This is a genomic window from Chitinophaga sp. (genome assembly GCF_035538455.1).
Lineage (GTDB): Bacteria > Bacteroidota > Bacteroidia > Chitinophagales > Chitinophagaceae > Chitinophaga.
The window spans coordinates 1-19,410 of record NZ_DATLKJ010000037.1 but is presented as its reverse complement, the minus strand read 5'-3'; the positions used below and the strand labels follow the sequence as shown (position 1 = coordinate 19,410).

Annotated in this window: 19 protein-coding genes; 17 read left to right on the top strand and 2 right to left on the bottom strand. The window is 48.0% G+C overall.

What is annotated here, in order from left to right:
• Positions 1-98 precede the first annotated feature (98 nt).
• Complete coding sequence (locus VM802_RS03805) at positions 99-1,166, bottom strand: pyridoxal phosphate-dependent aminotransferase (RefSeq protein WP_325528140.1); 1,068 nt, start codon at positions 1,164-1,166, stop codon at positions 99-101.
• A gap of 204 nt (positions 1,167-1,370) precedes the next feature.
• On the opposite strand from VM802_RS03805, the gene VM802_RS03800 reads away from it, so the two are divergent.
• From VM802_RS03800 to VM802_RS03720, 17 genes are all read left to right on the top strand, one after another.
• A complete protein-coding gene (locus VM802_RS03800) occupies positions 1,371-1,757 on the top strand; it encodes a hypothetical protein (RefSeq protein ID WP_325528138.1) in 387 nt (128 codons plus the stop codon).
• 144 nt (positions 1,758-1,901) lie between these two features.
• Positions 1,902-2,717 (top strand): MbnP family protein, encoded by an 816-nt coding sequence (locus tag VM802_RS03795; protein WP_325528136.1) that lies wholly within the window; start codon positions 1,902-1,904, stop codon positions 2,715-2,717.
• A 5-nt stretch (positions 2,718-2,722) separates the two neighbouring features.
• A complete protein-coding gene (locus VM802_RS03790; protein WP_325528134.1) occupies positions 2,723-3,763 on the top strand; it encodes a cytochrome-c peroxidase in 1,041 nt (346 codons plus the stop codon).
• A 14-nt stretch (positions 3,764-3,777) separates the two neighbouring features.
• Positions 3,778-4,707 (top strand): transporter family protein, encoded by a 930-nt coding sequence (locus VM802_RS03785; protein WP_325528132.1) that lies wholly within the window; start codon positions 3,778-3,780, stop codon positions 4,705-4,707.
• Between the two features lie 9 nt (positions 4,708-4,716).
• Positions 4,717-5,022 carry a hypothetical protein gene (locus tag VM802_RS03780; protein ID WP_325528130.1) on the top strand — a complete coding sequence of 102 codons (306 nt, stop codon included), beginning with the start codon at positions 4,717-4,719 and terminating at the stop codon, positions 5,020-5,022.
• A 4-nt stretch (positions 5,023-5,026) separates the two neighbouring features.
• Entirely contained in the window at positions 5,027-5,668 is a 642-nt protein-coding gene (locus VM802_RS03775) for an SCO family protein (protein ID WP_325528128.1), read from the top strand.
• Complete coding sequence (locus VM802_RS03770; protein ID WP_325528126.1) at positions 5,665-6,039, top strand: hypothetical protein; 375 nt, start codon at positions 5,665-5,667, stop codon at positions 6,037-6,039. Before VM802_RS03775 ends, VM802_RS03770 begins: the two co-directional genes overlap by 4 nt.
• Before the next feature lie 49 nt (positions 6,040-6,088).
• Positions 6,089-6,952: an AraC family transcriptional regulator gene (locus VM802_RS03765; protein ID WP_325528124.1), complete on the top strand. Its 864-nt coding sequence runs from the start codon at positions 6,089-6,091 to the stop codon at positions 6,950-6,952.
• Positions 6,953-6,964: 12 nt separating this feature from the next.
• Entirely contained in the window at positions 6,965-7,108 is a 144-nt protein-coding gene (locus VM802_RS03760; RefSeq protein ID WP_325528122.1) for a hypothetical protein, read from the top strand.
• A gap of 294 nt (positions 7,109-7,402) precedes the next feature.
• Positions 7,403-8,869, top strand: coding sequence for a c-type cytochrome (locus tag VM802_RS03755; protein WP_325528120.1), 1,467 nt, complete (start codon positions 7,403-7,405; stop codon positions 8,867-8,869).
• Entirely contained in the window at positions 8,866-10,206 is a 1,341-nt protein-coding gene (locus VM802_RS03750; RefSeq protein ID WP_325528118.1) for a c-type cytochrome, read from the top strand. Before VM802_RS03755 ends, VM802_RS03750 begins: the two co-directional genes overlap by 4 nt.
• A 7-nt stretch (positions 10,207-10,213) precedes the next feature.
• Positions 10,214-10,357, top strand: a complete 144-nt coding sequence (locus VM802_RS03745) for a hypothetical protein (protein ID WP_325528116.1) — start codon at positions 10,214-10,216, stop codon at positions 10,355-10,357.
• 182 nt (positions 10,358-10,539) lie between these two features.
• Positions 10,540-11,727: an efflux RND transporter periplasmic adaptor subunit gene (locus VM802_RS03740; RefSeq protein WP_325528114.1), complete on the top strand. Its 1,188-nt coding sequence runs from the start codon at positions 10,540-10,542 to the stop codon at positions 11,725-11,727.
• Between the two features lie 36 nt (positions 11,728-11,763).
• Positions 11,764-14,970: an efflux RND transporter permease subunit gene (locus VM802_RS03735; RefSeq protein ID WP_325528112.1), complete on the top strand. Its 3,207-nt coding sequence runs from the start codon at positions 11,764-11,766 to the stop codon at positions 14,968-14,970.
• Positions 14,971-15,000: 30 nt separating this feature from the next.
• The gene (locus tag VM802_RS03730) at positions 15,001-16,419 is read left to right on the top strand and encodes an efflux transporter outer membrane subunit (protein ID WP_325528110.1); all 1,419 of its coding nucleotides are present in this window, start codon (positions 15,001-15,003) and stop codon (positions 16,417-16,419) included.
• Between the two features lie 145 nt (positions 16,420-16,564).
• The gene (locus VM802_RS03725) at positions 16,565-17,668 is read left to right on the top strand and encodes a sensor histidine kinase (protein WP_325528108.1); all 1,104 of its coding nucleotides are present in this window, start codon (positions 16,565-16,567) and stop codon (positions 17,666-17,668) included.
• A 9-nt stretch (positions 17,669-17,677) separates the two neighbouring features.
• On the top strand, positions 17,678-18,436 hold the full coding sequence (locus VM802_RS03720; protein WP_325528106.1) for a LytR/AlgR family response regulator transcription factor: 759 nt from the start codon (positions 17,678-17,680) through the stop codon (positions 18,434-18,436).
• 3 nt (positions 18,437-18,439) lie between these two features.
• On the opposite strand, the gene VM802_RS03715 is transcribed toward VM802_RS03720, so the two are convergent.
• On the bottom strand, positions 18,440-19,410 hold a 971-nt coding region (locus VM802_RS03715), incomplete at its 5' end, for a tetratricopeptide repeat protein (protein WP_325528104.1).

The window sequence follows — 19,410 nt, the reverse complement described above, 5'->3', positions numbered from 1 at the left end:
GGATATTTTGAGAATATTATAATTTTCGCTCATCGGAAAAATCAAACTAATCACATAAATCATAGTTTGGGCGATGTTCGCTGGGATCGTTGATTCAGTTACAATCTTTTAACCACGGCCTGTGCTTTCTCATTCTCTTGCGGTGTACCAATCGTGATCCTTATCCAGGTATTGTATGGTGCAAACATACGTCCGATAAGAATTTTGGATGACCGGAAGGCGGCTTCCACCTGTGTGTAATCTTTTTTAGTGTTGAAGAAAATGTAATTGGCGTTGGAGGCGGTATGTTCGAGGTGTAGTGAATCGAGGAGGTGATGCCATTTATTTCTTTCTGCAGCGATAGTTTGCTGAAGGGAGGTGATAGCAGTGGTATCTTTGAGTGCTGCGGTAGCCGCGGCAACGGAGAGCCGGTTGAGGCTGAGCGGGCTGCCGAGTCCTTTTGACTTAAGCCAGGCGGCAAGAGGAGCCTGCATAACAGCATAGCCAATGCTGAGTCCTGCGAGGCCGTAGGCTTTGGCGAGGGTGCGGAACACCAATATATTATCACCTCTTTTGAGATCGTTGACGGCGGTGCGTTGTGTAAAATTACCGGCGTATTCGAGGTAAGCTTCATCTATAATCACCAGCGCCTTCTGTGAGGCTTCGTGCAGGAAGCGGTGAAAGGCAGCATTGTCGCTGACGGTACCAGAAGGATTGTGAGGATTGATAATGTAGATGACTTTTGTTTTATGATTGATCTTTTGGAGGATGGCATTGAGGTCATTCTCTTTGGTGCTGGTGAGTGGCACAGGGATCACCTGACCGCCGGTAGCGGCTGCTGCGTCCACCAGCAGGGGGTAGCCGGGTACTGAGTAGATGAACTCTCCACCACGGCCCGCTTTGATGCCAAGATAAAGCCCCAGTTGGTCAAGTATTTCACCTATCACAATCTGATCAGGAGACACGCCTTCCCGTGCTGCTATTGCCGCTGTAAGTGCGCCGGTTTCAACAGCAGTATTATAGCGCGGTACATTGGGAAATGCCTGTTGTATAACTGTTAGTACCTGTACTGAAGGCGGAAAAGGATTTTCATTCAGTGATAAACGTATTGTATCAGAAGGCTGTTGTGCCGTAACTGTCATGGTAGCCATGATGCCTATCATCAGGGTCAGTAAATAATGTCTCATATCTGAACGGGTTTTCTGTTTATAATAAAGATAACGGTCATATGCTTTATGTCATCGCAGTATACGTCCATCATCGTCATTAAAAATAATAACAATTCTTCTCCTTCATAATCACCATAATTGTAACAACAATCACGAAAATCAAAGTCGGGAGTTAGCAATTTATTAATACCTTTGCCCGAAATTTAATACCTGGTCAACGGAATGCGGAAACTATCAATAGCGGTTTTTTTAATGCTGATCTGGCTTTGCCAGCTCTCAGGCCGTTATTTTGTGATGCTGGATTTCTATATCAACCAGGACTATATTGCCCGTAATCTTTGCGTAAACAGGGATAAACCGCAGATGCACTGTAATGGTAAATGTCATCTTCGCTCCAGGCTGAACGAGGAAGACAGGAAGAACCAGGAAAATCCCGAGCGCAAAACTGATAACCGCAGCGAAATATTCTATGCGGCATGGCTGGAAAGAACATTGCCCAAGCCTGCCTGCATAGCAGTAAGTAAGGACTATCCACTAACTTATACCATCGGCAATCCCATAGATCAGCCTTCTACTGTATTCCATCCTCCCGCTGCCTTGCAGGCATAAGGATTACTATTCTCCATCTTTTTATTTACATCATCGCATCATGAGCAGATCATGATGAAGGCTATACTATTTCCATGTGGGACGACGGACCGTTGTACCCACAAATGAGATTGTATGCCCGGAAAAACTACCTAAAGAATTGTCATGAATCATTTCTATAAAGCCATTACAGCGATTGCCATCCTCACAGGTTCGCTGGCAGCCTGCAAAAAAGACGATACGAAGCCCTCCACAGACAGCGGGGCCAAAGCTACTTTATCTGTGCAGTTTGATAATATCTGTGGGGATAAGAACCTGCAACTCAATACTGGAATGTATTCCAACGCTGCGGGCGAGCAGTTTCGTGTATCCATGCTTAAATACTATATCAGCAACATACGGGTGAAAAACACAGCTGGCGTGGAGTTCGTAGTTCCGCAGGACAGCAGCTACTTCCTGGTGTCTGAAAGCGAGGCCGCATCACAATTTGTAAAGGTGCGCGTACCCGAAGGCGAATACAGCACCCTGAGCTTCGTGCTGGGAGTAGATAGCTTGCGCAGCACTATGGACATCAGCAAGAGGGTCGGTGCACTGGATCCTTCCGGCGGTATGGACGGCATGTACTGGACCTGGAATAGCGGTTATATCTTCTTCAAAATGGAAGGCACTTCTGATGCTGCGCCAGTAGATCCAAGCGGGCAGCGTAAGTTCAGATACCATATCGGAGGCTTTGGCGGATATAATACCCGCACCTTCAACAATGTGAAAACCATTACCGTGGACCTCACAGAGGCGGGTACCGCTAAAGTGCGCCAGGGCCGTGAAGCCAATATTCACCTGATGGTTGACGTACTGAAGATGTTCAAGGGCAGCACTAATGTAAGCATTGCTTCCAATCCTACTGTGATGTTTAGTGAGTTCAGTACGAAGGTGGCTGATAATTACCAATATATGTTCAGTCATGACCACACCGAAAACTAAGTAGTATGAACAGGCTACAATGGTGTATCATAGCGGTTTTTTCCCTGTTTGTCTTCGGATGCAGCAAGGACGAAGTGCGTAAGATGGTTGATGAGTTTATAGGATTCAGAAATCCGGCGGGCTTCCCGGAGCCGGTGTATAAGTTCGCCAATAATGAGGTAACCCGTGATGGGTTTGAGTTGGGGAGGAAATTGTTTTACGATGCACAGTTATCCCGCAATAATACAATCTCCTGTGGACTGTGTCACCTGCAGGCGTCTGCCTTTACGCATCATGGGCATGATGTAAGCCACGGTATTGACGACCGCCTTGGCAGCCGTAATGCCCCGCCTATCATGAACCTGGCCTGGAGCCCTACGTTTATGCTGGATGGCGGTGTATTTGATCTGGATCTGCAGCCCATTGCACCGATTACCAATCCTGTGGAGATGGATGAAAGCATAGATAATATGCTGATAAAACTAAGAAAGACGCCATCTTATCCAGCGCTCTTCAAAAAAGCCTTTGGTACGGAGGATATCACCACAGCGAGGGTAATGAAGGCGCTGTCGCAGTTTATGGTAATGGTCGTGAGCGATCAGTCGAAGTACGACAGCGTAATGCGTAAGCAGGGTGTGGCTTTCACAGCGGACGAAGCACGTGGTTACGAGATCTTTCAGCAAAAGTGCAACAGCTGCCATAAAGAGCCGCTGTTTACGGATCATTCTTTCCGCAATAACGGCATTGGTATTGGTCCTAACAACGATGAAGGGCGCTACCTCGTTACGCTGAAGGGAGAAGATAAATACAAGTTCAGGGTACCGAGTCTGCGCAATCTCGCCTATACAGCGCCATATATGCACGATGGCCGCTTCTATAAGCTGGAAGGCGTGCTGAATCACTACTCAGATGAAGTGCAGGATATGCCCACGCTGGATCCGTTACTGAGACAGAATAGCAAAACCGGCATTGGATTAACGGGAGAGGATAAACGCTATTTGCTGACATTCCTGAATACCCTGAACGACAGGAATTTTATAAAAGACAAAAGATTCGCTGAACAATAGAGAAATTTTTACTGATGAGAAATCTGAAAAAGATATTGATATTACTGGTATTGCTGACAATGGGGATATATGAAGCGCGCGCCTGTGACATCTGCGGATGCGGTGTTGGCAGTTACTACCTGGGCCTGCTGCCTGATTTCAAGAAGCGCTTTGTTGGCCTGCGCTATCAGTATAAAACGCTGCGTTCCCACCTGGGACCGGGCGGTACTACATCTTATCTCACCACCGATGAGACTTACCAGACCGCAGAACTGTGGGGTGGTTGGAACATTGGCCACCGCTTCCGCGTGCTGGGCTTTGTACCGCTTAACTTCAATGCGCGTGAAAACCAGGGTCTTACTAAAAGTAAATCCGGCCTGGGTGACATTGCTGTGATCGGCTACTATCAGCTACTGGACAAGCAACAAACCGAAGGTAACAAGTTACTGGTGCAGTCGCTGTGGATAGGCGGAGGCGTGAAACTGGCTACAGGTAAGTATGAGCCAGCAGAGCATAAAGAGAATGAAGATGCACCGAACAACTTCCAGCTTGGTACCGGGAGCACTGATTTTACGCTTAATGCTATGTATGATGTGCGATTGATGGATTTTGGCGTCAATGCCAATGTCAGCTACAAGATCAACACCAATAATAAGTACGAATACCAATACGGAAATAAATTCACTGCCAACCTGCTGGCATATTATAAAATAAGGCTGGCTGAGAAGATAAGCCTGGCGCCCAATGCAGGCGTACTGTATGAAACCGCTGCAAAGGATAAGGATACCAAATACAGCGTGGATATTTCAGGCGGATATTCTCTGATGGCAACTGCCGGATTGGAGGCAACTTTTGGTACCTTTGCTGTCGGCGGCAATTTCCAGCCGGTTATTTCGCAGCAGCTTGCTGATATGCGTGTAAAAGCCGGTAACAGGGCAATGGTACATGTTACTTATTTATTTTAAAGAGACAGTATGAAAATTATCACAGGACTTTTTGCATGTGCTGCATTTCTTGCCGCATGCTCGCAACCCGCAAAGCAGGCTAGTCATGAAGCGACGCATGACTCTGCACAGGCTATGACGCCGGAAGGAGAAGAAAAACAGTACGATGTAGCGTTGGTCGCCAACAAGCGTGATCCTTTCTGCCGTATGCCGGTGAAGGCTGGTATCTATGATACGGCGCATTACAACAACATGGTGCTGGGCTTTTGCTCTTCGGCCTGCAAGGACTCATTCCTGCTGCATCCCGACAACTTTCCGCTGGAACTGAAACAATAAGGGTATGCAGAACAGATGGTATATAGCGATAGCGGCGCTGATCTTTGCTGCCTGCACCGGGCCGGAGAGTAAGCTGCCGGTGCTGGGGGAGCCCACAGTGTCGCGGCATTTCAGCGGAGGCAAAGAAATAGCAGTCACCACCTGGCCAAAGATCCCGCCATTTTCGTTTACCGGGCAGGATGGCCGGCTGGTTACGGAGAAGACTTTCGCAGGTCATATCTATGTGGCTGATTTTATTTTTCTTTCTTGTCCTTCCATCTGCCCGAAGATGACCGCCGAGATGAAGAAAGTGTATGACGCCTTTACGAAAGAAGACCGTGTGCTGTTCCTCTCGCATACTATTGATCCGGAGCGGGACACCGTACCACGATTGTACGCCTATGCTGAAGCAATGCACATTGATCATCAGAAGTGGCGCTTTGTTACTGGTGATATTGACTCGATTTATAAGATCGCGGAAAAGTCTTATTTTTCAACCGCAACCAAAGACAGCGCAGCACCGGGTGGTTATATTCACGGCGGCGGCCTGTTACTGGTGGATACAGACAGGCATATACGAGGCGTGTATAACGGTACCAACGATAAAGAGGCCGAACGCCTCATTGCCGATATTAAAAAACTATTGAAAGAAACAACAACCCGTTGAAACGGATATTGTCCATATGGTTATTATGCATCACACTGATCCAGGGTACTGGTCAGTGCTGGATTGTGGCTTCGTTCTATCTGAATCGTAGCTACATTGCTGAAAACCTGTGTGTCAACCGTTTTGACCTGATCCCTGTGTGCCGTGGTATCTGCTTCCTGGAGCAGCAAATGACGGAACATGAAAAGCAACAGGACCGTATGCCTGATGTCAAATACAGGGAGATCATGCTCTTCTGTCAGCATGAAACCTGTACTGTCAGTGGTACGCCTGTAGCAGAACACGACATTGTCTTCAACAACTATCAATCTCCCTATAAACCCTATATGCCGGTTCAGCATATCTTCAAACCCCCCGCACGCCTCAGCTGACCGTATTCGATATTTTTTGAGTTAAACGTTATTAAGCTATTACATAAGTATGAAAACCGATGGAATAGCTGTAATACCTGTTGCCGCATTCCATGCGGGGAACCAGTTATTCTGGACGGGCAGCCTTGATGGCATCCTGGAAAAATATCCCTGGCTTGAGAAGCCACACAGGCCTTCGTTCTATATGCTGTTGTGCATCGAAAGGGCACAGGGGACCGCTGCTGTGGACAATGAAACCATACGGCTGGATCAGGGGAAGGTGATCTGTGTGAAACCTAACAGTGTATTCAGTCTTGACATTAACAGGATGGCGGCAGGCAGTATCATCTGTTTTGCGGAGGATTTCTTTTCGTTGCGCTATAACAGTAATGTGCTGTACCAGTTTTCTTTCCTGAAGCAATATTCGGCCAGTTTCATCCGGCTGAGCCAGCAGCAGGTGGAAAAGTGGCAATTGCTAACCTCTCTGATGTACCAGGAATTTAAAATACAGCAGAAAGGAGCGGAGAAAGTACTTCGTTCCTACCTTAACATACTGCTGTGTGAACTGGACCGCCGCTTCGGCCCGGAGGGGCCGCCGGAACGTATTTCCAATAAGATGGAAAAAATCAGGCAGTTTGAAGTGCTTATGGAACAAAGCTATGTGCAGCATAAGATTCCTTCTTTCTATGCTTCGCAGCTGCATATCACTACCAATTATCTGAACCGCCTGTGCCGTCAGTATAAGGGCGTTTCCAGTGGTGAGCTGATCCGGAAGCGCGTGGTGATAGAAGCACAGCGACTGCTGCATTACACTGCATTGTCCGTGAGTGAAGTTGCCAATGTGCTGGGCTTCGACAGCACTTCGTATTTCGTTACTTTTTTCCGGAAGAATACCGGCGCTACGCCGGAAAGTTTTCGGAGAACCTTTCATTAAAATACAGGTAGTATGGAAACAAATGAATTACTGAAACATCATGAAAGAAAATTCGGGCGTACGCGCCTGCTTGTGAAAGTATTGCTGGTAGTGCTATTACTGTTGATCATAGGATTGCAGTATGATCATATCCTGCAATTATTCAACCACCTCTAAATAGTATCATCATGAAAATTCCTGATAACAAAACGATCAGTACCTTGTTTTTCATCAACAAGGTGGCAGTGGGCATACTGTTGTGCTGCCTGTTGCTGCTGTTGGTCAAACACCTGTAGCGGCACTGATTTCAAACTGATGGATTTGATTTTTAAAATGGGTATTCCTTTTTTTCAACATCATATCCTGCAATAGTATAGAAGGCCGGCATGTTTATGTAAACAGCCGGCTTTGTCGTTTCTTCGCTTTGGCGGCTGAGTTGCAGAGCTTTGCCATTCGTAAAAGTTATAGCGAATGGACTTCCCTTTATTTCACCTCGACTGGCTCAACAACCGCCTGCTGATAGCGATGATAGCTATTATCCATGTTTTTATCAACCATGGGCTGGCGGTGGGTTTTATGCCCTATATCACCTGGCTGGAACAGAAAGGTGTGAAGATGTCGGCCCCTGACCAGATTACGGACCCGGTATGGGATGATCTCATCTACAGAAAGATGACGGTGGCATTTATCATTACCACCACTATCGGCGCAATGACCGGCGTTGGCATCTGGTTTTCCGCAGCATTGATCAGTCCTGCTTCTATCGGTAGTCTGATCAGGGTATTCTACTTTGCATGGTTTGCGGAGTGGACGGTTTTTGTTACCGAAGTAGTACTGATATTAATCTACTTCCTGACGTGGAAATCTGCTAACCGGACACTTCGTTCCAAGCTGCGGCATATCCGCTTCGGCTGGTTCCTGTCGCTCTTTTCATGGATTACTATGGCCATCATTGTGTCCATACTTGGTTTCATGATGGACCCCGGCAACTGGAAAACGCATCACAGCCTGCTGAACGGCTTCACTAATCCTATTTACTTACCGCAGTTGTTTTTCCGTACGCCTGCAGCGATGGTAACAGGCGGCATCTTCGGGATGTTGCTTACCACGATCTTCACCAGGCGGGGGATGCCCGCGAGGGAGGTGGCGTTACGCAGTGCCGCCAAATGGATTCTGTACTGGGCGCCGGTATGTTTGCTGGCAGCCTGTATCTACTACAAAGCTATGCCGGAAGCGATGCGGGAGAATATGAGTACCGCAGTAGGTACGATGGAGTTTGCACAGTATTATGATCTGTTGCGCTATATCATTGGCGGCGCGTTGTCGATGCTGGTATTGATCAGTGCGTGGGCATGGTGGAAACCACGCAGCGTGCGCTTTGCGTTCGTATTAGTACCCTGTATAGCGGCTTTTGGCTTCCTGGGTATCTTTGAGCGTGTGCGTGAATTTATCCGCAAGCCTTATGTGATTGGCGGTTATATGTATTCTAATCTGTTGCGGGAGGAAGATTATCCTTTGTATAAGCAGGATGGTATTTTGAAGCATGCCACGTATACCAGCATTAGTGAGGTGACAGCAGATAACAAACTGGAAGCAGGCAGGAATGTATTCCTGTTGTCGTGCAGCCGTTGTCATACGACGAATGGGGTGAATTCTATTGTAGAAGTATTTGAGCGGATGTATGGCAAAGACAAGCCGCTGGACGAAGCCTCTATGACCGGCTATATTCCCAACATGCATATGGGCAGAACGTATATGCCTCCGTTTCCCGGCAACAGGAAGGAGCTGGAGGCGCTGGCTGCCTATATCCGTCACCTGCAGGTGAGCCGGCAGCCACTGGAAGGCGCACAGACAGAGGGCATTATAGTGAACAAACTGAATAATGTACAGGCCGTGGAAAACATGATCCTGGAAGAAGAAAAACAACAGACAAAATGATGAAGATATTATTGCAGGCCGGTGTACCTGTACCTAAAGACATACCACTGCCGCTTCCTCTACCGGAATGGGTATTGGTAGTATTGCTGATCGTTTCTTTCCTGATGCACCTGGTATTTGTGAACCTTATGCTGGGTGGCTCTGTGCTTACGCTGTGGGCACAGCTGAAAGGCAGGAAGGAGAAGGAGTATGATGTACTGGCTCATGAGATCGCGAAAACCATCACCGTGAACAAAAGCCTCGCGGTGGTGCTGGGGGTGGCACCACTATTAAGCATCAATGCATTATACACCATATACTTCTATTCCGCCAATGCGCTTACCGGTATGATGTGGATCGCCATCATTCCATTGGTGACGTTCGCTTTCCTGCTGACGTATCTCCATAAATTTATGTGGGAGAAACTGGAACACAACAAAGCACTGCATATTTCTATTCTGGCGCTGGCAGTGGCTACCTTCCTGTTTATTCCGCTGATTTTTCTCACGAACATCAACCTGATGTTATTCCCGGAGAAATGGGGAACGATACGCGGTTTTATGAGTGCGCTGACGTTACCAAATGTATTTCCGAGGTACCTGCATTTTTTATGTGCGTCGATGGCGGTTACCGGATTGTTTTTGTTCTGGTATTTCGGGAGAAGGAAGTATCCTTTTGAAGAGCGGTTTTCCCGGCTTACCCGTTACGATGTCCGGAAAAGCGTGTATACGCTGACGTTAGGAGCTTCTGTCTTCCAGTTTATGATAGGCCCGCTGGTATTGATCACTTTGCCTTCCAAGGGGATCGGATGGAACCTGCTGATCATGATCCTGGCAGGCGCTGCTATTGCTTTGCCGGCTATGTACCGTATCTGGAAAGCGATTACAGGGCCGCCGGAAGAGATGGACCGCCACTTCGGTAAGGTGGTACTGGCGATGACATTAACCGTTTTATTTATGGGCAGCGGACGCCAGGTATATCGAGCGAATGCACTGGGGCCTCACCAGAAGCTGGTAGCGGTCAAAACAGCTGCCTTTGAAAAGTTGTCTGTTGCAGCACGTAATAACCTGGCGTCTGAGGAAGAGCCGCCAGCAGCGGACTCTTCGCAGGGGCCTTATACAAAAGGTGCGAGGATATTTCAAACCAATTGCAGCACCTGTCACAAGCCTAATGAAAAGCTGGTTGGTCCGCCTGTTACCGAAATGGCGAGTATTTACCGGGGCCAGGCGCCTGGTCTGAAAAGCTGGATTAAAGCGCCTGGCAAAAAGCGGGAAGGCTATCCGCAGATGCCTGGTTTCCCGCAGCTAACCGATGACCAGTTGAATGAACTGGCAGCATATATTCTTTCAATCAAATAACAACATCATGTGGACATCTATCTTTATCATTGCTATCCTCCTGCTTATTTTCAATATCATTCGCCTGCTGATACACATACATACCACCATTGACCTGTTGGGCAAAGATACCGCCCTTTCCAGCAGAGACTGCGATTACTTTGATCTATAATTTATTATGATTTTCCTGATATGTGATATAGCATCATCTCCCTGGTTATTTCCCATATCGGGAAAATCAAAAAAGATCAGATAAATCACCGTCTGTTTCGGTCCCCAATTTTTCCGCTTCGGTCAATTCCTCTCCTCCGACACGTGCTTCAGTTTGCACATTTGCGTACCAAAACTGAAGACATGAAGTACATTAAAAATAAGGGAAGAGGCAAGTATGCATTTCACGGGCTGTTCATTGCAGCGCTGGCGCTGACCGTAGTATACGGTTGCGGTTCCGGGGCGGGCGCTGAAACCGCCGGGGCAATGCCTCCTCCTGAAGTTCCCGTAATGACGGTGGACACCACTACAGCTGTTACTACCCGCGATTATTCTGCCCAGCTGGAAGGTCGGGTAAATGTGGACATCAGACCACAGGTAGATGGTTACCTGGATAAAATATTTGTTGACGAAGGCAGCTTCGTAAAAGCCGGACAATCTTTATTCCTCATTCACGACAGACCTTACAAAGAACAACTGAATAAAGACATTGCCAGCCTGCATGCCATGCAATCGGCCCTGGCAGCAGCACAGCTGGAAGTCGATAAAGTGAGACCACTTGTGGAGAACAAGGTAGTAGCCGACATGCAGCTGAAAACAGCACAGGCAACCCTACAGACCGCACAGGCCAATGTTGAACAGGCACAGGCAGCTGTAGCGGCTTCCCGCATCAACGTGGACTTCACGGTGGTAAAAGCACCGGTAAGCGGCTATATTGGCCGTATACCGAAAAGAGTAGGTAACCTGATCAGCAGAACTGACGCAGCGCCGCTCACCACCTTGTCAGACATCAGCGAGATATATGCTTACTTCTCCATGAGTGAGAACGATTTCATGAACTTCAGCCAGGGCGCTGATGGTAATACGCTGGATCAGCAGCTGAAGCACATGCCTCCGGTGGGGCTCGTGCTCTCTAATGGCAGCACCTATAAACACAACGGCCGCATCGAAATGGTAGATGGTCAGTTTAATAAAAGCACCGCGGCTATCAGTCTGCGCGCGGCCTTCCCCAACCCCGGCAATATCCTGCGTTCCGGCAATACCGGCAAAGTAAGGGCTGAACAAACGTATAGCGGTGCTATTGCAGTACCGCAGGCCGCTACGCTGGAAATGCAGGACAAAACATTTGTATACCTCGTGGGTGACAGCAATATTGTTAAACGCCAGATTATACAGGTGGCCGGTAACAGCCACAATCAGTTTATCGTGAGCGAAGGACTGAAGAAGGGTGATAAAATCGTTACCGCCGGCATCGAAACACTGATGGAAGGCACGCCCATAGCACCTCAACAGGCACATGCCCAGGATACTGTACATGCAAAAGGAAAATAAACACAGCCACCAGCTGTGAGGAAAAATGGATAATTTATGCTGAATAAAATCATACAACGACCGGTACTGGCAACAGTGATCTCAGTTATTCTTGTGATACTGGGTGTGGTAGGGCTGACACGCCTGCCGGTGACACAGTTCCCCGATATTGCGCCTCCCAGCGTAATGGTGAGCGCCTCCTTCCCCGGCGGTAACGCGGCCACTGTATTGCGTTCCGTGGTAACTCCGCTGGAAGAGTCTATCAACGGTGTGGAGAATATGACCTACATACAATCCAGCGCCAACAATGACGGCAGCGCCTCCGTGACCGTATTTTTCAAACTGGGTACAGACCCAGACCAGGCCGCTGTGAATGTACAGAACCGCGTGGCGCAGGTGACCAGCCAGCTGCCCCCTGAAGTAGTACAGGCTGGCGTAACAACTACCAAACAACAGAGCGGTATGATCATGATCCTCGACATTTTCAGCGAGGACAACAAAAAATATGATGAAGCCTTTCTGCAGAACTATGCGAAGATCAACGTGATCCCTGAGATCAAACGTATCCCTGGCGTAGGGCAGGCACAGATCTTCGGCGCCAAGGATTATTCCATGCGCGTGTGGCTGAAGCCGGAAAAGCTGGCATCCTATAACGTAACACCTAACGAGGTACTGGCCGCCATCCGTGACCAGAGCCTGGAAGCGGCGCCCGGAAGATTTGGTGAAGGTTCCAAGGAAGCATTGTCTTATGTGATCAACTACAAAGGAAAGTTCAATACGCCGGAACAATTTGAAAATATAGTGGTGCGCGCCGACAAAGACGGTTCCGTATTGTTCCTGAGAGATCTGGCCCGTATAGAGCTTGGATCTGCCAGTTACAGTACAGATAACCGTGTGGACGGAAAGGATGCCGTTACACTGGCTGTATTCCAGACCAACGGCTCCAACGCTAATCAGATACAGACGACCGTGAAGGAAGTAATGGATCATGCATCCAAAACCTTTCCCAAGGGGATTAAGTATCACGTGACTATGAGTACCAAAGAACAGCTGGATGAATCTATCGACCAGGTGAAACATACGCTGGTGGAAGCTTTTATCCTCGTGTTCGTGATCGTCTTTCTCTTTTTACAGGACTTCAGGTCAACCCTGATACCGGCGATTGCGGTACCGGTATCACTGGTGGGTACCTTCTTCTTCCTGCAGATGCTGGGCTTCTCTATCAACATGCTCACACTGTTCGCACTGGTACTGGCTATCGGTATTGTGGTGGATGATGCCATCGTGGTGGTAGAGGCAGTACATAGTAAAATGGAGCGATCGCACCTGCCCGCAAAAGCGGCTACTATCTCAGCAATGAGCGAGATCACAGGAGCCATTGTATCCATCACGCTGGTAATGGCGGCCGTGTTTCTGCCGGTAGGTTTCATGGAAGGGCCAACAGGGATGTTTTACAGACAGTTTGCCTTCACGCTGGCCATTGCGATCCTGATCTCTGCATTGAATGCGCTGACCCTGAGCCCTGCGCTTTGCGCACTGTTCCTCAAGAATACGCATGCGGGCGAAGGTAAAGAAGCAAATGGACACCAGGTACAAAGTAACCGTAAAGAGCCTGTACAGCAAGGTTTTGGCAAGCGTTTCTTTGTGGTCTTCAATACCGCTTTCACCGCTATGACTAATAAATACACCCGTGGTGTGAAGTGGCTGATAGCCCACAAATGGGTAAGCCTGAGCGGTCTTGCACTGATCATTGGCGCTACGGTAGTGTTGATGAGAATGACGCCGAAAGGTTTTATTCCCAATGAAGACGGCAACTTCGTAGCGATGTCGGTATCATTGCCGCCAGGCGCGGGTCTTGACCGTACTACAGCGGTGTTGCACAGTGCTGACAGTATCATGAAAACGCTGCCGATGATAGAATCATCTACTACCATTTCAGGGTTTAACATCCTGAGTAATGGCGCCAGTCCGGCCTATGCGATGGGTTTTATGAAACTGAAGCCGATCAAACAGCGTGGTGAAGTCCAGCAGATAGATGCAGTGGTAGCACTGTTGAATGAGAAGTTGTCTGCCATCAAGGAAGGTACATTCAGTGTGTTTACCTTTCCAACTGTACCGGGTTTCGGTACGTTCAACGGTCTGGAGCTGGTTATGCAGGACCGAACCGGAGGCAGCATTGATAAATTCAGTGACGTGACCAACCTGTTTATCGGTGAGCTGATGCAGCGTAAAGAAATAGGTATGGCCTTCACTGTGTTTAAGGCTGACTTCCCGCAATATGAGATAGTTGTTGATGCTATAAAAGCAAAACAGCTCGGTGTGAGTGTGAGTGAGCTGATGTCCACCTTACAAACATACTACGGCAGCAACCAGGCAACAGACTTCAACAGGTTTGGCAAATACTACCGCGTGATGGTGCAGGCTGACCAGGCTGCACGTACTACGCCGGAAAGCATGGATGGAATTTTTGTGAAGAATGATCAGGGACAGATGGTGCCGGCAAACAGTATCATCAGCCTGAAAAGAATATACGGGCCTGAAACCATCAGTCGCTACAACCTGTTCAACTCCATCAGCATCAATGCTGTGCCCAAGCCTGGTTTCAGTACAGGTGAGGCAATGAAGGCCGTGGAAGAAGTGGCTGCCAACAAACTACCTGCCGGCTTTAGTTACGAGTGGACCGGCCTTAGCAAGGAAGAAAAAGCATCCGGCAGCCAGATGATATTAATATTCGCGCTGGCCCTGGTGTTTGTGTACTTCCTGCTGGCTGCGCAATATGAAAGCTATATCCTGCCCCTGGCGGTACTGCTTTCTATCCCGACCGGTCTGATAGGCGTGTTCCTGGCAATTACGCTGGCCGGCATCGACAACAACATTTACGTGCAGGTGGGATTGATCATGTTGATTGGTCTGCTGGCGAAGAATGCCATTCTGATCGTAGAGTTTGCCGTACAACGCCGCCGCGCCGGTAAAACCTTGCTGGCTGCTGCTTTAGAAGCTGCTAAACTGCGGTTGCGCCCCATCATTATGACTTCGCTGGCCTTTGTGGCCGGGTTGATACCGCTGATGGTTGTACAGGGAGCGTCCGCTATGGGTAACCACTCCATCAGTATAGGCACTGCCGGTGGTATGTTGTCAGGTGTTATTCTCGGGGTGTTTATTATACCAGTATTGTTTGTGGTATTCCAGTATTTACAGGAAAAAGTATCCGGCAGGAAAGTGCAGGTATCTCCGGAACCAACACTGGCAGCAGAACACGTGTAAGCGCAAAATTTTTTAAAACAGCAAATGATCATGAACAAACATACATCACTCCTGCTGGCTCTAGCCGTATTTCTCAGTACGGCCACGGCCTGCAGGGTAGGCAAAGATTTTACACGGCCAACAACGGCATTGCCGGAAAAATATCGCAATGCCCCGGAACCGGCTGACAGCATCAACATCGGAGGATTGTCCTGGAAGGTGTTCTTTAAAGATCCGGTGTTACAAACGTTGATAGACAGCGCGATTACAAAGAATTATGATTTGCAGGTGGCGCTCAGGAATGTGGCTTCAGCGGAATTGGCGGTGAAACAGGCGCGTTTGGCGCGCCTGCCGGAGCTCAATATTCAGGTGCAGGCGAACCGTAACTGGCCTTCCAAAAATAGTCTGAATGGCTCATTGTCAGAGCAGTTTATGGGCACAAAGTATATGGATGATTACAACGTCAATGCGGGTCTTTCCTGGGAAGTAATTGCCTGGGGAAAGATCAGCCGGATGAAAGAAGTGGCACTGGCTAATTACCTGCAAAGCGCCGAGGCCTCAAAGGCGGTGCAGACAAAGATTGTAAGTGAAGTAGCCACCGGTTACTACAATCTCCTGATGTTGGATAACCAGCGAGAGGTGGCGGTGAAGAACCTTGCTCTGAACGACAGTACACTGCGTATCATGCGGCTGCAATACGCTTCCGGGCAGATCAACAACCTGGCGATAGAACAGGCGGAAGCTCAGCGCCAGGTAGCTGCGGCGCTGATCCCTAAAGCAGAGCAGCTGATTGCCATGCAGGAAAATGCTTTGCGTATACTGGCCGGAGAGCTGCCTTCCGCCATTGAGCGGACGGCGAAGCTCACCGATGTACGGCTAGACGGGGAGCTGTCAGCGGGCGTTCCTGCTGCCTTGCTCACACAACGTCCTGATGTACATGCCGCAGAAATGGCTGTGAAAGTAGCCAATGCACGTGTGGGGATTGCGCGGGCAAGCATGTATCCTGCGCTGAATATTACTGCCACCGCAGGTTTGAACTCGTTTAAAACAAGCAATTGGTTCAATATACCAGGCAGCCTTTTTGAAACAGTAGGCGGCAGCATCACAGCGCCCATCTTCCAACGGGGAAAGCTAAAAACAGACTGGGAAACGGCGAAAATAGAATGGGAGAAATCAGTACTGGAGTTTAAGAAGTCCGTACTTAATGCAGTGGGAGAGGTGTCTGATGCACTTGTGCAGATCGATAAGCTGAAAGTGCAGCAGGATGTAACCCTTATAAGGGTCGACAAACTGCAACGCGCTACCAGGGATGCCGGCCTGCTGTTTCAAAATGGTATGGCTACCTATCTTGAAGTAATTACCGCGCAGGGGAATGTGCTGCAAAGTGAGCTGGATCTCGCTTCATTGCAGCGTGAACGTCTTGGCGCCATTGTAGCACTGTACCGCTCACTGGGAGGCGGCTGGAAATGAGTTTATTTGGTTATTTTGATATTTAGTTATTTTTTTATTTTAAAATGCAGCGGGATAAATAACATCAGCTTACTAAAATGATCACCGGCGCTGTATCGTTGATAAGAGCGTAACTAAATATCAAAATAAAAATCCCATGCGGGAAATGATGAAAAGTAAAACGTCACAGGAAAGATTATTCAACAGATACTACAGAATATTTATTATTCCGGTTATATTTCTTCTGTATTATCTGTTGTCTTATCTGGTAAATCCTTTCAGTAAGTATTGGGGAGAACTGCCCACGAGAGAGTGGTCAGACCTGTTGCTGGAAGGAGTGCTGGTAATGATTGGTTGCTGGTGGATCACAGAGCTGAGCCTTATCACCTCCAAATGGCTCGACAAAATTGTTCCCTGGGATCAGTGGCCGATAAAGAGGTTTATCATACAGTTGTGTTGTCAGGTGATTTCTGTGTTTATTCTGCTCAACCTGATGTATATTATACTGACATTGATCTTCGGGCCGGAGGAGAAACCTTCCACGCCTTCAGACCGGGCGGAAGAATGGCGATTTGTATTTGTTTGCGTGATCCTGTCTATTCTCATCAGTGCGGTACATACGGGCAACTTTTTTCTGCAACGTTGGAAGACCTCCATGCTGGAGGCGGCGGAGTTAAAGCTGAAGGCGGCGGAACTGAAACAGATCGCCATGCAGGCACAATTGCAATCGCTCAAGCTTCAGCTGGACCCACACTTCATGTTCAACAACTTCAGCACGTTATCGGCGCTGATCGCGGAGGACCCGAAAGTAGCGATGCTGTTCCTGGAAAATCTTTCAAGGGTTTACCGCTACATGATTATCAACCTCAACAACGATATTATTACTTTAAAAGAAGAGCTGCGGTTCATCCGGGCATATATCTACCTGATCAGCATCCGTCATGGAGAGAATGCCGATATTAACATTGACATCCCTGAAAGTGTTATTACGAAAGGGATTCCCCCGATTACCCTGCAACTGTTGATTGAAAACGCTATTAAACACAATGTAGCATCTTCAGCACAACCCCTGCACATCCGCATTTACCTGGACGCCGAAGAAAAACTAACTGTCAGCAACAATATTCAGCGTATCCTTAACAATATTCCGTCAACCAAACTGGGGCTGGAGAATATAAAAAACCGTTACCGCATTTTATCTGACCAACCATTGGATATCAGGGAAGAGAACGGTGAATTCAGTGTAACGCTGCCTTTACTTGACATTTAAACTTATTATATGAGAGTAGTGATTATAGAAGATGAAAAGCCCAACGCTACCCGGCTGAAACATATACTGGAAGAGATTATCCCAGATGTGAAAGTAGAAGGAATATTGGATACAGTAACTGGCAGTGTGGAATGGTTTAAGCAACATCCACATCCGGATGTAGTGCTGATGGATATTCGTTTGGCAGACGGATTGTCGTTTGATATTTTTCCCCGGGTGGAATTGAAATGCCCGGTTATTTTCACCACCGCTTATGATGAATATGCTATTCGTGCATTTAAGGTGAACAGCGTTGATTATTTACTGAAGCCGATAGAGAAAGATGACCTGAAACAGGCATTGGAGAAGATTAACAGCATACCGCAGTCGCAAGGACCTACGGAGATGGTGCAACAGTTGATGGATTTTTTTCGCCAGAAGGAGGTGAGTTACCGCACGCGCTTCCTGCTACCATACCGTGATGGCTACAAAACTGTGCTGGTAGAAGACATTGATTTCGTATACTCCGCATTCAAGATCACGCACCTGGTACTCAAAGATGGTACACAGGAGGCGGTATCCCAGACGATGGATGAGTTGGAAGAACAACTCAATCCTGCCCATTTTTTCCGCGCTAATCGTCAGCATCTCATTCATATACACAGCATCGAAAGTATTCACAACTATTTCAATGGCAAGCTGAAGATACGTCTCAGACGTGACCCTGAACGCGAAGTATTAATCAGCAAAGAGAAAGCGCCCGTGTTCAAACAATGGTTGGACAGTTAATAATCAGTTTGCAGCTACTCTCGCTTTCAGATAATGATAGATACTTTTTTCCTCTGCACTGCTGGAATCATATTGCTGCATATACCGTTTGTAATAACGTATAGCTGTGACTCCGTTCTGTAGTTTGGTGTCATAGATCCTGCCAATACTGTATTGGCGTAACGGTTTACGGAAAAGGTAATAGGCGGTGTCCAGGCAGGCGATGGCGGACTTATTTTGTCCCAGCAATTCGTAATTGGAGGCCATACCGGTATAGTAATCATCCATGGCGACTGTTTTGGCGAGCGTGATACATTGCTGTAACAGCTCATTACTTTCCTGGTACTTCTTTAGCTGCGTATTTGCAAGCGCTGCGTAGTACATAATATTGGGAGAGGCAGCATTCCGGTCCAGCAGATAGTTGTATATGTCCACGCACTGCTGGTATTTTTTCAGGTTATAACAGGCAGCGATTACAAAGCTGAAGGTATTGGGGGATATGACCTGCATAGACATCAGCTTGTCACCAAGGATGACACTGCGGGTATATGCTTTTTGATAATAGGCGGTTCTGACACCGGTCATAAGTACGGATGCCTGTGAAGAATCGGTGGCAAGAAATACATTAATGATAGAATCGGCGGTGGGATAATTTTTACGGTCCAGCCATTCTTCTGCCAGGCGGGCGGCCACTTTGGGATCAGCAGGATTCAGGTCATAGGCTTTACGCAACCATACGAAGCCAGAATCTTCCTGCCGGGCGGTAAGTGCGGCAAAGCTGAGCTGCTTCCAGGCGGCAGCGCTTTGCGGCTTCAATGAAACGATGTGCTGGTAGTGAGTTACGGCTAATGGTTGTAACAGGTCCTGCTGCATTTGAATGGAGGCGAGGTATTGATGCGCCGGGATGTAGTTGCTGTCCAGTTTCAGCACCTGCTCGTAGTAGTTGCTGGCATCCTGTAGTTTTCCGGCGGTATAGCAGGCGTAAGCCAATAGTG

Excerpts from the sequence above, each read along its gene's own strand:
- VM802_RS03740 (WP_325528114.1), top strand. The coding sequence starts at position 10,540 with ATGAAGTACATTAAAAATAAGGGAAGAGGCAAGTATGCATTTCACGGG.
- VM802_RS03755 (WP_325528120.1), top strand. The coding sequence starts at position 7,403 with ATGGACTTCCCTTTATTTCACCTCGACTGGCTCAACAACCGCCTGCTG.
- VM802_RS03785 (WP_325528132.1), top strand. The coding sequence starts at position 3,778 with ATGAGAAATCTGAAAAAGATATTGATATTACTGGTATTGCTGACAATG.
- VM802_RS03730 (WP_325528110.1), top strand. The coding sequence starts at position 15,001 with ATGAACAAACATACATCACTCCTGCTGGCTCTAGCCGTATTTCTCAGT.
- VM802_RS03760 (WP_325528122.1), top strand. The coding sequence starts at position 6,965 with ATGGAAACAAATGAATTACTGAAACATCATGAAAGAAAATTCGGGCGT.
- VM802_RS03725 (WP_325528108.1), top strand. The coding sequence starts at position 16,565 with ATGATGAAAAGTAAAACGTCACAGGAAAGATTATTCAACAGATACTAC.
- VM802_RS03745 (WP_325528116.1), top strand. The coding sequence starts at position 10,214 with ATGTGGACATCTATCTTTATCATTGCTATCCTCCTGCTTATTTTCAAT.
- VM802_RS03800 (WP_325528138.1), top strand. The coding sequence starts at position 1,371 with ATGCGGAAACTATCAATAGCGGTTTTTTTAATGCTGATCTGGCTTTGC.
- VM802_RS03720 (WP_325528106.1), top strand. The coding sequence starts at position 17,678 with ATGAGAGTAGTGATTATAGAAGATGAAAAGCCCAACGCTACCCGGCTG.
- VM802_RS03795 (WP_325528136.1), top strand. The coding sequence starts at position 1,902 with ATGAATCATTTCTATAAAGCCATTACAGCGATTGCCATCCTCACAGGT.
- VM802_RS03735 (WP_325528112.1), top strand. The coding sequence starts at position 11,764 with ATGCTGAATAAAATCATACAACGACCGGTACTGGCAACAGTGATCTCA.
- VM802_RS03780 (WP_325528130.1), top strand. The coding sequence starts at position 4,717 with ATGAAAATTATCACAGGACTTTTTGCATGTGCTGCATTTCTTGCCGCA.
- VM802_RS03775 (WP_325528128.1), top strand. The coding sequence starts at position 5,027 with ATGCAGAACAGATGGTATATAGCGATAGCGGCGCTGATCTTTGCTGCC.
- VM802_RS03765 (WP_325528124.1), top strand. The coding sequence starts at position 6,089 with ATGAAAACCGATGGAATAGCTGTAATACCTGTTGCCGCATTCCATGCG.
- VM802_RS03790 (WP_325528134.1), top strand. The coding sequence starts at position 2,723 with ATGAACAGGCTACAATGGTGTATCATAGCGGTTTTTTCCCTGTTTGTC.
- VM802_RS03750 (WP_325528118.1), top strand. The coding sequence starts at position 8,866 with ATGATGAAGATATTATTGCAGGCCGGTGTACCTGTACCTAAAGACATA.
- VM802_RS03805 (WP_325528140.1), bottom strand. The coding sequence starts at position 1,166 with ATGAGACATTATTTACTGACCCTGATGATAGGCATCATGGCTACCATG.